At 70.9% G+C, this 14,188-nt stretch carries 13 protein-coding genes; 7 read left to right on the forward strand and 6 right to left on the reverse strand.

What is annotated here, in order from left to right; genetic code table 11:
- Positions 1-178: 178 nt before the first annotated feature.
- The 3 genes from ELR47_RS18445 to ELR47_RS13960 all read left to right on the forward strand — a co-directional run bounded on the left by ELR47_RS18445 (position 179) and on the right by ELR47_RS13960 (position 5,440).
- Positions 179-2,686 (forward strand): alpha/beta fold hydrolase, encoded by a 2,508-nt coding sequence (locus tag ELR47_RS18445; protein ID WP_165404090.1) that lies wholly within the window; start codon positions 179-181, stop codon positions 2,684-2,686.
- Positions 2,683-3,528: an SDR family NAD(P)-dependent oxidoreductase gene (locus ELR47_RS13955; protein ID WP_130650445.1), complete on the forward strand. Its 846-nt coding sequence runs from the start codon at positions 2,683-2,685 to the stop codon at positions 3,526-3,528. Before ELR47_RS18445 ends, ELR47_RS13955 begins: the two co-directional genes overlap by 4 nt.
- A gap of 340 nt (positions 3,529-3,868) precedes the next feature.
- Positions 3,869-5,440, forward strand: coding sequence for a tannase/feruloyl esterase family alpha/beta hydrolase (locus ELR47_RS13960; RefSeq protein ID WP_165404091.1), 1,572 nt, complete (start codon positions 3,869-3,871; stop codon positions 5,438-5,440).
- Between the two features lie 85 nt (positions 5,441-5,525).
- Here ELR47_RS13960 and ELR47_RS13965 read toward each other — a convergent pair whose 3' ends face one another.
- Both ELR47_RS13965 and ELR47_RS18450 read right to left on the reverse strand, forming a co-directional pair.
- Positions 5,526-8,582 carry a DUF3427 domain-containing protein gene (locus tag ELR47_RS13965; RefSeq protein WP_130650447.1) on the reverse strand — a complete coding sequence of 1,019 codons (3,057 nt, stop codon included), beginning with the start codon at positions 8,580-8,582 and terminating at the stop codon, positions 5,526-5,528.
- A gap of 65 nt (positions 8,583-8,647) precedes the next feature.
- Positions 8,648-8,785 (reverse strand): hypothetical protein, encoded by a 138-nt coding sequence (locus ELR47_RS18450; protein WP_165404092.1) that lies wholly within the window; start codon positions 8,783-8,785, stop codon positions 8,648-8,650.
- A gap of 393 nt (positions 8,786-9,178) precedes the next feature.
- Between ELR47_RS18450 and ELR47_RS13970 the strand changes: the two genes are divergently transcribed.
- The 4 genes from ELR47_RS13970 (at position 9,179) to istB (ending at position 12,493) form a co-directional block, all read left to right on the forward strand.
- Positions 9,179-9,391 (forward strand): type II toxin-antitoxin system HicA family toxin, encoded by a 213-nt coding sequence (locus ELR47_RS13970; RefSeq protein ID WP_130649563.1) that lies wholly within the window; start codon positions 9,179-9,181, stop codon positions 9,389-9,391.
- Entirely contained in the window at positions 9,388-9,795 is a 408-nt protein-coding gene (locus ELR47_RS13975; protein WP_130649562.1) for a helix-turn-helix domain-containing protein, read from the forward strand. The genes ELR47_RS13970 and ELR47_RS13975 overlap by 4 nt, the downstream gene beginning before the upstream one ends.
- Before the next feature lie 437 nt (positions 9,796-10,232).
- Positions 10,233-11,723, forward strand: coding sequence for an IS21 family transposase (gene istA, locus ELR47_RS13980; RefSeq protein WP_130651227.1), 1,491 nt, complete (start codon positions 10,233-10,235; stop codon positions 11,721-11,723).
- Positions 11,720-12,493 carry an IS21-like element helper ATPase IstB gene (gene istB, locus ELR47_RS13985; RefSeq protein WP_130648905.1) on the forward strand — a complete coding sequence of 258 codons (774 nt, stop codon included), beginning with the start codon at positions 11,720-11,722 and terminating at the stop codon, positions 12,491-12,493. The genes istA and istB overlap by 4 nt, the downstream gene beginning before the upstream one ends.
- 268 nt (positions 12,494-12,761) lie before the next feature.
- Here istB and ELR47_RS13990 read toward each other — a convergent pair whose 3' ends face one another.
- Genes ELR47_RS13990 through ELR47_RS18455 form a run of 4 tightly spaced genes read right to left on the reverse strand, consistent with a single transcriptional unit; the run spans position 12,762 to position 14,163 of the window.
- Positions 12,762-13,172 carry an integrase core domain-containing protein gene (locus tag ELR47_RS13990; RefSeq protein WP_165404093.1) on the reverse strand — a complete coding sequence of 137 codons (411 nt, stop codon included), beginning with the start codon at positions 13,170-13,172 and terminating at the stop codon, positions 12,762-12,764.
- Between the two features lie 11 nt (positions 13,173-13,183).
- Positions 13,184-13,666, reverse strand: a complete 483-nt coding sequence (locus ELR47_RS13995) for an IS3 family transposase (RefSeq protein WP_165404094.1) — start codon at positions 13,664-13,666, stop codon at positions 13,184-13,186.
- A complete protein-coding gene (locus ELR47_RS14000; RefSeq protein WP_130648066.1) occupies positions 13,663-13,977 on the reverse strand; it encodes a transposase in 315 nt (104 codons plus the stop codon). Before ELR47_RS14000 ends, ELR47_RS13995 begins: the two co-directional genes overlap by 4 nt.
- A gap of 12 nt (positions 13,978-13,989) precedes the next feature.
- Positions 13,990-14,163, reverse strand: coding sequence for a hypothetical protein (locus ELR47_RS18455; protein ID WP_165404095.1), 174 nt, complete (start codon positions 14,161-14,163; stop codon positions 13,990-13,992).
- Positions 14,164-14,188 lie beyond the last annotated feature (25 nt).

Consider the following 14,188-nt stretch of genomic DNA (forward strand, 5'->3'; position numbering starts at 1 on the left):
GTTGTCCGACGCGCCCACGACGTTACGGCGACGGGTCGCGGACCGGGCGCCGTCGGGCGCCAGCGGGCGCCAGCGGCGAAAGGTGTGACACCGATCACCCCGGCCACCGCACCCCGATGCGGTCCCGGGCCGCGGGCACGGCAGAATCGCCGGCGGCCGCCGACGGACGAGGTACTGCGTGAGCGACACCACCGTGCCGGTCGAGGTAGAACACCTCGACGTCGTGATCGTCGGCGCCGGCATCTCCGGGATCGGCGCGGCCTACTACCTGCAGCGCGACCACCCCCACCGCCGCTACGCCGTCCTCGAGGCGCGGGACGCCATCGGCGGCACCTGGGACCTGTTCCGCTATCCGGGCATCCGCTCCGACTCGGACCTGCACACCTTCGGCTACGAGTTCCGCCCGTGGTCCGACCGGGAGGCCATCGCCAGCGGCGACGCGATCCTGCGCTACCTGCGCGACACCGCCGCCGAGTACGGCATCGACCGGGCCGTGCGCCACCGGCGGCGGCTGCGGCGCGCGGTCTGGTCCGGCGACGACGCCCGGTGGCACCTCGAGGTCGAGCACACCGACACCGGCGAGGTCAGCCACCTGACCTGCTCGTGGCTGTTCTCGGCCACCGGCTACTACCGCTACGACGCGGGACACACCCCCGAGTTCCCCGGCCGGGACCGCTTCCGTGGCGAGTTCGTGCATCCGCAGCACTGGCCCGACGACCTCGACACGGCCGGCAAGCGGGTCGTGGTGATCGGCAGCGGCGCGACCGCCGTGACGCTCGTACCGGCGCTGGCCGGCACGGCCGCCTCCGTCACCATGCTGCAGCGCACCCCCACCTACGTGCTGCCGCTGCCGACCCATGACGCGGTCGCCGACGCCCTGCGCCGCTGGTTCGGCGACCGGCGCGGCTTCGCGCTGATCCGCCGGCGCAGCATCGCCCAGCAGCGGCTGATCTGGCAGTTCTGTCAGCGCTACCCCGGGCCGGCCCGGCGCCTGATCCGCTGGATCAACGTGCGGCAGCTGCCCGAGGGCTACCCGGTCGACGAGCACTTCCGTCCGCCCTACGACCCGTGGGACCAGCGGCTGTGCATCGCCCCCGACGGCGACCTGTTCCGGGTCATCCGTGAAGGCACCGCGTCGGTGGTCACCGACCGCATCGAGCACGTCACCGAGGACGGGATCGCGCTGGCCTCCGGCGAGGTGCTGCCGGCCGACGTGGTGGTCACCGCCACCGGCCTGCAGGTCCTGCCGATGGGCGGGGTCGAGATCGTCGTCGACGGCGAACCGGTCGAGCTGTCGGACACCGTGGCCTACAAGGGCATGATGCTCTCGGGGGTCCCGAACTTCTCCTTCGCGATCGGCTACACCAACGCCTCGTGGACGCTGAAGGTCGGGCTGCTGTGCGAGCACGTCAGCCGACTGCTCGCCCACATGGACACCCACGGCTACGACGTGTGCCGTCCGGTCCTCGCACCGGGCGAGTCGGGCACCCGCCCGTTCCTCGACTTCGGGGCCGGCTACATCCGGCGGACCGTCGACCAGCTGCCGCGCCAGGGCGACGCCGCCCCGTGGTCGACGTCGATGAACTACCACGGCGACGTGAGGCTGCTGCGCACGGGACGGGTCGACGACCCGCACCTGCACTTCTCCCGGGTGCCCACCGCCGTCCGACCCGGCCGTTCCGGCGGTTCCGGTCCGGCGGGCGAGGCCACCGGTGACCCGGACGGCCGCCGTCCCGCCGGCGCGGAAGACGAGGACCGGTTCGTCCCGCTGCTCGGCGGGCTGCGCCTGTGCTACCGCGTCAGCGGGCCGGCCGACGGGGTCCCGCTGCTGCTGGTCGCCGGGCTCGGCCAGGACCTCACCTCGTGGCCCGAGCGGCTGGTGTCGTCGCTGACCGGACGCGGGTTCCGGGTCGTCCGTTTCGACAACCGTGACGTCGGTCGGTCCAGCACGATCGACGCGCCCCCACCCGGCCGGCTGCAGCAGCTGCTCGCCCGTCCCCGTCCCGGCGCCTACACGCTGGCCGACCTGGCCGCCGACACCGTGCAGCTGCTCGACCACCTCGACGTCCCGGCCGCCCACGTCGTCGGCATGTCGATGGGCGGCATGATCGCGCAGGTACTCGCCGCCCGGCATCCCGATCGGGTCGCGACGCTGACGTCGATCTTCTCCACGACCGGGCACGCGCGGGTCGGCCAGCCGGCCCGCTCGACGCTGCTGCGGCTCGCCCAGCCGGCAGCCCGTGACCTCGAGCAGCACGTCGCGCGGCATCTCGCGATGCTGCGCCACATCGGCTCGCCGACCCTCGCGTTCGACGAGCCGCTGGAGCGCGCCGCGGCAGCCGAGGCGTGGCGCCGCAGCGACGGCTCCGACCGTGCCGCCCGCGTCGCCCGCCAGATCGGCGCGATCCAGGCCTCCGGCGACCGCACACCGGAGCTGCGTCGGGTCACAGCACCGACGCTGGTGATCCACGGCGACACCGACCCGATGGTGCACCCGAGCGGCGGTCACGCGACGGCGCAGGCCATCCCCGGCGCCCGCCACGTCGAGCTCGACGGGATGGCGCACCACATCGCGCCCGACGTCCTCGACCGTCTCGTCGACCTGGTCGTCGAACACACCGGCCGAGCTGCGAACCAGACCGCGACGCCGCCGGTCGACGCCGAGCGTGTGGGAGGGACCGCATGAGCAACTTCCTGGACAAGGTCGCGCTGGTCACCGGTGCCGGGTCGGGCATCGGTGAGGCACTCGCCGTCGGGCTGGCCCGGCGCGGGGCGCACCTGGCGCTGTCCGACGTCGACGAGGCCGGGCTGGCCGCGACGGCCGAGCGGTGCCGCGTCCTGGGTGCGCAGCTGCACACCCACCGGCTGGACGTCGCCGAGCGCGACGCGGTCGAGGCGTACGTCCCGGTCGTGCTCGAACGGTTCGGCTGCGTGCACCAGGTCTACAACAACGCGGGGGTGACCGGCGCCGCCGCGTCCGTGCTCGAGTCGGACTGGGACGTCTACGACCGGGTGTTCGCCGTCAACCTCGACGGGGTCGTCAACGTCACCAAGGCGTTCCTGCCGTCGCTGGTCGCCTCCGGGGACGGGCACGTCGTCAACGTCTCGTCGTTGAACGGCCTGGTCGCCCAGGCGGAGCTGAGTGCCTACTGCGCCAGCAAGTTCGCCGTGCGCGGGTTCAGCGAGGCGCTGCGCGCCGAGTTGCGCCTGGCGCGAGCGCCGGTCGAGGTGTCGGTCGTGCATCCCGGCGGGGTGCGTACCAACATCGCCACGGCGGCCCTCGAGGAGGCGCAGGCGCTCGGGCTCGAGCTGACCGCGCGGCACCACGCCCGCGCCCGCGGCTACAACGAACGGCTGCTGACGATGCAGCCGGACGAGGCCGCCGACCTGATCCTGCGCGGCGTCGAGGCGAAACGGGCCCGCATCCTGGTCGGCCGCGACGCCCAGGTGGCTGACGTGCTGGGTCGGCTGCTGCCAGGGCGCGCGCCGCTGCTGCTGACCCGCCTCGTCGAGCGCGCCTTCCGCTGACGTCCCTCGGTGTGACCACGCCTGACCGAAGACCCTGCGGCGATCTCGACCGCTGCCTGGAAAGCCGCAACGGGCGCTCACCGACCGTCCGCGTCGCACTGCGGCGACGGAGCGGCGCGGGGCGCACCGGGACCCGTGCCACCTCGTGGCTGACTAGCTCGATTGGGTTGCATTTTCCCGGGCCGACAGCGAGGATTCGGATTGCGCCAGGCGCAAGCTCGTTCGCGGTGCGAACGCCGCCTGGCACTTCGCGGAGGGAGACCGCATGTCCCGAGAAGCTCCTACCACACCCACCATCGCCACGAGAGGGCGGCGGGCACGACATCGCCGCGGTGTCGGCTTGGTCGCCGTTGCCGGCATGCTCGTCATGGCGGCCCCGATGGCGCACGCCGATGCGAATGCCGACGCCTGCGCCGACCTGGCCGGCACCGTCATCCCGGCGGCGGACATCGGCCTACCGACCAACGGCGCACAGGTCGTCAGCGCCGTCACGACCTCGGGCGGCGGACTGCCCGAATACTGCCGTGTCGAGGGCCGCATCGCCCCCGTCGATCCCGAGGCGCCCGACATCCGGTTCCGGGTCAACCTGCCGGTCGACTACAACGGGCGGGCGATGCACTTCGGTGGGGGTGGCTACAACGGCACCGTGGTCGCGGCCACGGGCACGGCTCCCTCGGCGCCGGCGGGCACGCTTCCGCCCCTCGCGCGCGGCTACGCGACCTTCGGCAGTGACTCCGGACACGAGGGAGGCAACGCGAGCTTCGCGTTGAACGACGAGGCGATGGTCAACTTCGGTTACGCCGCCCTGAAGAAGACCCGTGACGTGGCCGTCGAGCTGATGCACGCCCGCTACGGCGCGGGGCCGGAGTACACCTACTTCGTGGGCAGCTCGCAGGGAGGCCGCGAGGCGGTCACGGTCGCCCAGCGGTTCCCGCACGACTACGACGGGATCCTCAGCCGGGTGCCCGTGCTGAACTTCACCGGGTTGCAGGTCGCCGGCAACCGCATGGGAGCTGCCATCGAGGGCGGTGGCTGGATGAACGCGGCCGAGATCGCGCTGCTCGATGCGGCGACCATGGCGGCGTGCGACGGGCTCGACGGCCTCGAGGACGGAATCATCACGCGACCGGACGCCTGCGACTTCGACCCGGGCATCCTGCGGTGTCCCGGTGGGCAGGATGCCGGGTCGCACTGCCTGTCCGACGCTCAGCTCGCAGCGGTGTCGACGCTGTACTCCCCGGTCGAGTTCGACGCCGACCTGGCCAACGGCGTTCCGTCGTACCCCGCGTGGCCGATCGGCCACCAGGTCTCCGGCGGCTTTGGGACCTGGGTCATGGGCGGGGGCCCTCCTGGCGGCCTGATCGTGAACTTCGGGTCCCAGTTCGTGCGCTACTTCATCGCCCAGGATCCCGACTTCGACACGTTCGCGTTCGACCACAACGATCCGCAGTGGCGGGAACGGATCGAGTACGTGTCGAGCGTCGTGGACTCCACCGATCCCGATCTGTCCGAGTTCGCCGCCAGCGGCGGCAAGCTCATCATCCAGGAACACCTGGGTGACTACGCGCAGAGCGGCATGTCGGGCATCCGGTACTACGAGTCGGTGGTCGACACGCTCAACCGTGGCCGTACCCGCCAGTTCCTGCGGATGTACGTGTCCCCGGGAGCTGATCACGGCGGTGGCGGCGCGCCCGCCCAGGTCGACTGGGTCGACGTCCTCGAGAGGTGGGTCGAGGATGGTCAGCCACCGGCCCGGGACATCACCCAGGCACAGGGTACGCAGCGCACCCGGCCGGTCTGCGAGTGGCCGGACTGGCCGCGCTACCGCCACGGCGACCCGAACCGGGCCGAGAGCTTCCACTGCATGAAGGCGCCGGGCTTCCCCGGTGCGGCGGTCGGTCGCTCACGCTGAGTCCGTGGCGGGGAGGCGGCGCGGACCGCCGCCTCCCCGCCCCTGGTGAGCGGTCTGCGGCCCGTCGAGACGGCGGGCCGCACTGTCACGCCGCGGCGAGCTTGAAGGTCTCGTAGACGTCGGCGGGGATCGGGTTGGCCAGGCACCAGGTGATCGCGATCGGCCGCTCCCCCGCCGCGTCGACGAACTCGGCCGGCCCGAGCAGCGTGTATGGCTGCGTGGCGCCCCAGGCGTCCTGCCGGGCGGTCCGGACCGCGAGCAGCACGCGCAGCCCGTTGCGGCGCTGCCCGAGCAGGCGACGGCCGACCGGCGAGTCGACGCGGGTGTTGTTCGGCGTCTCCCAGTGGAACCGCTCGCGGCTGATGGCGTAGTCGCGGTACTGCGTCGTCGGCGAGTAGCCGCTGGCCTTGTGCAACGTGACGAACAGCACCTCGCTGTTGGTGCGCGTGTCGTGCCAGTGCCCGGACTGCAGGTTCGGTCGGCGCTCGGCGGTGACGTGCCCGAAGCCGGCCAGCAGCTCGTCGCGGGTGTAGGTGGCGTGTAGGCGCAGCGGCACGTCGTCGAGGTCCAGCGGCAGGCTCGGACGCGCGATCCGCTGGCGCAGCAGCGGCAGCGTCTGGCGCAGCTCGTCACGCAACGCCGGCGCGTCCCACAGCGCCTGCCAGGCCGCGGCGGTGTCCGCCGGTGCCTGCTTGAGGCCCCACAGGTTGACCAGCAACATCCAGGCCAGCCGCTCGTCGGCGGTGTTCGCGGCTTCGGGTGGGTGCGGGTCGTCGAGCCACTGCCGGAACCGGTCGATGCGGTCGACGTCGTCGAGGTGGAGCAGGCGGCGCAGGCCGCGCTGCAGCAGCGGCTCGTTCGGCGAGGGCTCGGCGTCGAGCAGGTCGACGGCGCGTTGCAGGCTGGTCCAGCCGCCGGCCTTGGCGAGGTCCTCGAGTTCGATGCCGGCTTCGTCGAGGAAGTCGGCCAGCGCAGGCGCCTGACGGGTGGGCTGGCGGCTGACCTGGGCGACGAGCTCCCGACGCAGCGCCGCCTTGCCGGCCGACACGGCCTGCTTGAGGTGCTCGATGATCCACTCGCGGGCCTGGCGGTCGAGCTCGAGGTGGCAGCCCGACGGCAGGTACGGAAAGCCCTCCTCGGCGGCCTGCTGCAGCTGTGCCCGCGGGATGCCGGTCAGTGCCCGCAGACGCAGGTCGAAGCGGTACTCGCGGCGGTGCTGGCCGACGAAGTCCAGAACCGTGCACACCGGCTTGTCCGGGTGTCGGCGCAGGCCGCGGCCGATCTGCTGCAGGTGCACGGTCACCGATTCGGTCGGGCGCAGCAGCAGGATCGTGTCGACGGCGGGGATGTCGACCCCTTCGTTAAACACGTCACGGCTGAACAGGCACACGAGCTCGCCGCGCTCCAGCTCGGCGATGCGGGCTTCGCGTTCGGTCTGCGGGGTGGTGCCGTCGATGGCGGCGGCGGGCCAGCCGGCGGCGGCGAACACCTCGACGAGGTGGTGGGCGTGCTCGACGGTGGCACAGAAGCCCAGCGCCTTCATCCGGTGCGGCTCGCCGATGATGCGCCGGATCTGCTTGACGACCAGCCGGTCGCGCGCGTCGTTGCCGGTGAGGACGCGACCGAGCTCGCCTCGGTCGTACTGGCCGGCCCGCCAGTGCACGTGGTCGAGCACGCCCTCGACGTCGGACACGCCGAAGTACTGGAACGGGGCGAGCAGCTGCCGGTCGAGCGCATGCCACAGGCGCATGTCGAAGGCGGTGCGCCCGTCGGTCCAGCGGCGGATGTCGAGCCCGTCGGTCCGTTCGGGTGTCGCGGTCAGCGCCAGGAGCCAGCGGCTCGTCAGCCGGTCGAGCAGGCGGCGGTAGGTGCCGGCTTCGGCGTGGTGGAACTCGTCGACGATGACGACGTCGAACGTGTCGCCGAGCTGCTCGATCACCCCAGGCGACGACAGGGTCTGGATGGAGGCGAAGACGTGGCGGCCGTGCTCGGGACGGTGACCGCCGACGAGGAGTTCGCCGAAGCTGCCGTTCCCGAGGGCCTCGCGGAACGTGCGTCGTGACTGGCGCAGGATCTGTTCGCGGTGGGCGACGAACAGCAGGCTGAGGTCGCCGTGCTCGGAGCGCAGGCGCAGGTAGTCGAGCGCGGCGACGACGGTCTTGCCGGTACCGGTCGGGGCGACGACGAGGTTGTGCGTCGAGCCGTGGATCTCGCGTTCGACGCTCAGCGCGTCGAGGATCTCCGACTGGTACGGCCACGCGCGCAGTTCCAGGCCTGACAGCGGCGAGTCCGGGTCGGCCGGGCGGGTGGCCTGCGCGAACCGGTCGGCGTCGTAGGGCTCGTAGTCACCTGACTCCCACTGGGCGTCGAAGGCGGCGGCGACTTTGTCGAACAGCGCCGGTGTCGCGGCGCGGGAGAGCCGGACGTTCCACTCGCGGCCGTCGACCATGGCGCTGTGCGTCAGGTTCGACGAGCCGACGTAGGCGGTGGAGAAGCCGGTGTCGCGGTGGAACACCCACGACTTGGCGTGCAGACGGGTGACCTGGGTGTCGTAGGAGACCCGCGCCTCGACGCCGAGGTCCTGCAGGCGTTCCAGCGCGGCGGCTTCGGTCGAGCCGGTGTAGGTGGTCGTCAGCAGTCGAACGCGTGCGCCACGCTGCAGTGCGGCCCGCAGTTCGTCGACGACCAGGCGGACGCCGTACCAGCGCACGAACGCGACGATGAGGTCGATGCGGTCGGCGGAGGCGAGCTCCTTCTTGAGCTCGGCGGCGAGGTGCGGTTCGCCGCGCGCGTTGACGAGCAGGTCGTGCTGCGACAGCGGGATGTCCGGGCCGACCGCATGCCGGGCCGGTGGCGGTGCCACGGACAGCAACCGACGCGCCGGAGCGGCGACGACGGCGTCGGGTTCCTCGAGCTGGTCGATCAGGCCGTTGACGAGCGCGAGCCGCTGCCGCGGGTCCCGGATGGCGGCGTGGCGCCGCTGCGCAGCTTCGGCGAGCTGGGATGCGAGCCGCTCGGCCTGTTCGGCGTCGTCGACGTCGTTGGTTTCGACCGCGGAGGCGACCAGGCCGGACACGAGTCGTTCGAGCCGCGCGTCGACGATCGCGTCGTACCGCCCCGGCGGCAACCCCTGGTTCCCCATGGCCGGCACCCTAGCTGCGTAAAGGCGGCAGCCTCGGGCGCACAAATCTCGGCCGACAGCGCCGCCTACGAGGTCGGAGCCCTGACCTTCCAACGCAGGGAGAAGACCGGCTCGAAGCTCGCGCCCGTCTCGAGATCGACGAGCCGCTCGACGACCCACTCGTCGGACTCCTGGCCGAGGTGGTAGTCGGTGGCCGCTTCCACGGTCGCATGCAGCGAGAGGTAGACAGAACCATGCCAGCGGTTCCGCTCGACCAGAACGAAGTGCGACACTCCTGCTGATGGAGTCCTGGAACCTCGACAGATCCGTCGAGTGCGTGCCGATGCTGCGTCACGAGGTCGCGCAGCCGCTGCCGTCGTCCCACCGGCCTACCTCCAGCCCCTTGCGATCCTGCGGACCCTTCGATCCGAGTATCGCCGAGCCGTGAGACAGCACCCGAGCGAGCGTCACCGCGGGGCGCGATGGTGGACGCGCCCGCAACCGTGACTACGTGCGCGTCGACTTCGGCGTCCGCCCGCACATAGTCATACCGGCGGTTGTGCACAGGTAAGTTCATCGCCTGCACTTGACTTCGTTCAGCTTCTACACTTACGCTCATGAAGCGACGTGACCTCATCAGACAGCTCCGCGACGCGGCCAACGACGCGGGTCTTGAGTTCGCGTCGTTGCGCAACGCCGGCGGTCACGAGGTCTTCTCACTCGACGGCCTACGCATCCCGATCCCGAACCACCGCGAGATCGCCGAAGGCACCGCCCGATCGATCATGCGGCAGGCGGCAGCCAAGCTCGGAGAGGAGTGGTGGAGGTGAGCACCTACCGCGTCACCGCAACCCGTGACGGCGACTGGTGGTCGCTCGTGGCGTACGACGTCGAGGGCCGCGAGGTCGCCTCGCAGTCACGCCGGCTCGACCAGGCGGATGCCGCGATCCGCGAGGCCATCGCGCTGGTCCTCGACATCGACGGTGATGCGTTCGAGGTCGACATCTCCCCGGACCTCCGTCGCGTCGACGTGTCCGACGACACGCTCGAGGCGCTTGAGTTGCGTCGTGCCCTGGCCGAGCTGAGCGACCGAGCGCGCCGCCGGACCCCTGCCGCGGTCGCCGAACTCCGGGCGGCGGGCCTGACCGTGCGCGATGTCGCGCAACTCCTCGGCGTGACGCCGTCGCGGGTCTCCCAGATCGAGAAGCAAGATCACCTGGCGAACTCCGCCTAACGCCCGCTATCGCTACCGCTCGCTGGTGCTTACGGCGGCCGGCCCAGCCCGCGCATCCGCCGGTCAGCTCTCCCTGCGGGTGTCACTCAGGCGTGCACGAGCAGGCTCGAAGTTCGAGGTGCACGAGGCACTCCGACGACGTCCAGAAACCGCCGGCTTGAGGGTTGCCCCAGTTGCCGCCGAAGCCGGCATCCGGCTCTCGACGGTCAAGCGGCAGCGCAAATGCGTCCGGCCGCTTCGCGACCACCCGCTGTCGGCGGACATGAGATTCTCCCCGTAGGCGGACAGCGGACCTCCCCGGTGGTGGACAGGAAAGCTCCCCGCGGACATCAGATCTCCCCGGTGTTGTCCGTTGTGCTCGTCACGGTTGTCGTGAACGAGTGATCCCTCCCGGTACGACGGCGGTGCTGAAGCGTCGCCGACCAGGAGGGATCGGGATCAAGTCTGCCGGAGAGATCATGGAGATTTTGGAGGCCTACGACCTCGTGGGCACCTACCGCGGCGCGTCCAGGTTGGCTGGCTGCGACCACCACACCGTCAAGCATTACGTCGAGCGCCGTGCCGCGGCTGCCGACCCGTCGGCCAGCGTGCCGCGGCCGTCGATGATCGACGGCTACCGGGCCAAGATCGAAGAGCTCGTCGAACGTTCCGAGGGCGACATCCGGGCCGATGTCGTGCACGAGCGGCTGACCGCGATGGGGTTTGACGGCACCGACCGCACGACGCGCCGGGCGGTTGCCGAGGCCAAGTACCACTACGCGGCGGGACGACGTCGGGTGTATCGGCCCTGGATCACTGAACCGGGCGGCTGGTTGCAGTTCGACTGGGGCACCGGACCGAGGATCGCCGGGCGGGCGACGCTGCTGTTTTGTGCCTGGCTGGCGTGGAGCCGTTTCCGGGTGGTGATCCCGGTGTGGGACCGCACCCTGCCGACCGTGCTGTCGTGCCTGGACGAGACGTTCCGTCGGGTGGAGGGCATCGCGACCTACACGTTGACCGACAACGAGAAGACCGTCACGGCCGAGCATGTCGCCGGGATCCCGGTCCGCCATCCCGACATGGCCGCCGCGGGCCGCCACTACGGCACCCAGATCACCACCTGCGTGCCGGCCGATCCGGAGTCCAAGGGCGGCTCGGAAGCGACTGTGCGGATCGCGAAGGCGGATCTGGTCCCGACCACGGCGAACCTGCGCGACGCCTACCACAGCTTCGCCGAGCTGCGGGCTGAGGCCGCCATGTGGTGTGAGCACATCAACGCCCGCCCGCATCGTGAGACCGGCCGGCCCCCGGTCGACATGCTCGCCGAGGAACAGGCACGGCTCCACCCGGTGCCCCGTGACCCCTACGTGGCCGCGTTGGGCGAAACCCGGGTGGTGTCGCGCAGTTCGGTGATCTCGCTGGGTGGGGTGCGCTACTCGGTCCCACACCAGCTGATCGACCAGACCGTGTTCGTCCGCGTCGACGGCGACGAGGTCGTCATCGCCCACCAGGGCCGTGACGGCGTGACCGAGGTCGCCCGCCACCTGGTCTCCACCCCCGGCACGCCGCGGCTGGATCTATCGCACTACCCGCCCCGGTCGGCGTCGAAGATTCTCGAGCACCGCCCGGCGCCTCGCACGCCGGGCGAGGCCGCGTTCCTCGCGCTCGGGCCGGGAGCGGCGGCCTGGTTGACCGCCGCCGCTGCGGCCGGGACCGCGCGGGTTCGGATGAAGATGAACCAGGCGGTCGAGTTCGCCGCGGTCTACGACCAGGCCGAGGTCGACGCCGCGCTGGCTGCCGCCGCGCAGGCCGGCCGGTTCGCCGAAGGCGATCTCGCCTCGATTCTGCGGCATCGGCGTCGCAGCAACGGTGACGGGGTCGTGGTCCCGCTCGTCGAGGGGCACTCGCTGCAGACCGGCACGTCGCGTTGGGCGGAGGTCGGCCGATGACCGTCTCGAAGTCCCAAGCCCTCGACGCCGAGGTCGAAGCGCTCGCCCGACGGCTGCGGCTGCCCTACCTGCGCAAGGCCGCCGTCGACGTGCTGCCCACCGCCAAAGCGCAACGTTGGGAACCTGCCGAGCTCGTCCGGGTCCTGCTCGCCGAGGAAGCGCAAGGCCGGGACGCCGCCACCATCCGCAACCGCCGACGCCGGGCCGGGTTTCCGACCGGCAAGACCTTCGACACCTGGCGCGAGACCGCCTCGACGATCCCGGCGGCGACCCAACAGGCGCTACGCACCCTCGAATGGGTCCGGCGGGCCGAGAACCTGGCCGTGGTCGGACCGTCCGGGACCGGGAAGTCACACCTGCTCGAAGCCCTCGGTCAGGCCGCAATCGATGACGGGCTGATGGTCGCGTGGTTCACCATCGAGTCCCTCGGCCGGCTCGTCACCCGACATCGTGCGGACGACTCGGTCGCCAAAGCCGTCAACCGGGTGTTGAAGGCCGACCTGGTCGTCATCGATGACATCGGCCTGCTCCCCGTCCCCGCCGAAGCCGCCGAAGCGCTGTTCCGCGTGATCGATGCTGCCTACGAACGCCGCTCGGTCGCCATCTCGAGCAACATCCACCCCGGCGGGTTCGACCAGCTGCTGCCCACCACCATCGCCACCGCCGCGGTCGACCGGTTCATGCACCACGCCCACGTCGTGGTCACCGACGGCGACTCCTACCGGTTCGCCCAAGCCCGCGACGGCAAGGGGGTGACGCCCCTGGCCTGACCCCGTGGGGAGATCTCATGTCCGCGGCTGGGGAGAACTGTTGTCCACCACCGGGGAGGTCTCATGTCCGCCACCGGGGAGAACCAAATGTCCGTTGACACCCGCGCCAACGCACTCGGCACGTCGTGTGGCGCGCCGAGACCGGCCCGAACCCCGTCGAACCGCCCATACTCGTCCGATCCAGGACGTGGCGGCGCCATGTACACCGGCACCCTGCGGATCCGGCGAACCACTCCACTGGACTTCCCCCCGCGGGCCGGACACCGGCTTATGCGGCCACCGTCGACGGTAGCGACTGGGTCTGCCGTTGGTGCTGTTCGTAGAGGGCTGGCGGGATCATCCCGATCGTGGAGTGCCGCCGTCGATGGTTGTAGCGATGGACCCAGACAAAGATCGCCCGGCGGGCGGCGGCTCGGGTCGGTAGGTGCAGCCGGTGGATGAGCTCAACCTTCAACGTCGCGAAGAAGCTCTCAGCAACCGCGTTATCGAGGCACGAGCCGGTCCGCCCGCACGACTGGGTGACACCCAGGTCGCGGCACGCGGTTCGAAACGTCTCGGAGGTGTACTCCGAGCCGCGGTCGTGATGAAAGATCGTGCCGTCCATCTTGCGTCGCCCACGGGCGGCGACCGCCATCTCGAGCGCATCGACGACCAGCGTCGCGTCGTGGCGGTCACCCATGGACCAGCCGATCAGCCGCCGGGATGCCAGTCGATCACGGTGGCCAGGTACAGCCATCCCTGACCGGTGCGGACGTAGGTGATGTCACCGGCCCAGACGGTGTCGAGCAGTTGCGGCTGGAACCTACGGCCGACCAGATCCTCGATCGCCGGCGCGGCCTCATCCGCTTTGGTCAACGACCGACGACGCCGGGGACGATGGCCCTGCAGCCGTTCCTGGCGCATCAGCCGGGCGGTGCGCTTGCGGTTGAGCACCCACCCCTTCTCGACGAGCTCCGCCGTCATGCGCGGCTCGCCGTAGGTCCCGTCCGAGGCGGCGTGCAGATCACGGATCTCGTTGATCAGCCGCGCTTCGTCCCACTCCGCCTCGGTCGGCCCCTCGCCGCGCTCGAGCCAGGCGTAGAACGCCGATCGCGACACACCGGCGGCGGCGCAGGCAGCGTTGACGTTGAACCCTTCGGCCTTCCGGGCGGCCACGCAGCGATAGCGCGTCACTGCGGTGACTCCTTCACCCAGAAGGCCACGGTTCGTTTGAGCAGATCACGCTCCATCCGAAGCTTGGCGTTCTCCGCCTCGAGCTCTTTCAATCTGGCGCGCTCGTCAGGTGCGATGCCGCTGCCGGCGGCCTGTTCGTCCTGGTGGCGACGCACCCAGTTGCCCAGCGTGGAGTCGTAGATCCCCAGCTCCGCGGCGACCTCCGCGACCGGGCGGCCGGTCGTGAGCACCAGGTCGACCGCGTCGCGCTTGAACTCGTCGGAGAACTTGCGGCGCGGTCTTGGTTGTCGTCGTTCGTTGTCGTGTCCCATGCGGACATCCTGTCATCCAGGGTGTCCGGCTGCAGGGGGGAGGTCCAGGTTGACGGCCAGGACCCAGCCCTCGTTGGGCAGCGGGAGCAATACGACGACCAGGATGGCGAGCGCCACCATCACGCCCTCGTACACCCACTTCCAGCGCCCCGCCCCGAGCACCATCACGACCGGTTCGCGTCGCACCACATCCCCTTCCCCTGAAACGCCG

It is taken from the genome of Egicoccus halophilus (assembly GCF_004300825.1).
GTDB classification, from domain to species: Bacteria; Actinomycetota; Nitriliruptoria; order Nitriliruptorales; family Nitriliruptoraceae; genus Egicoccus; species Egicoccus halophilus.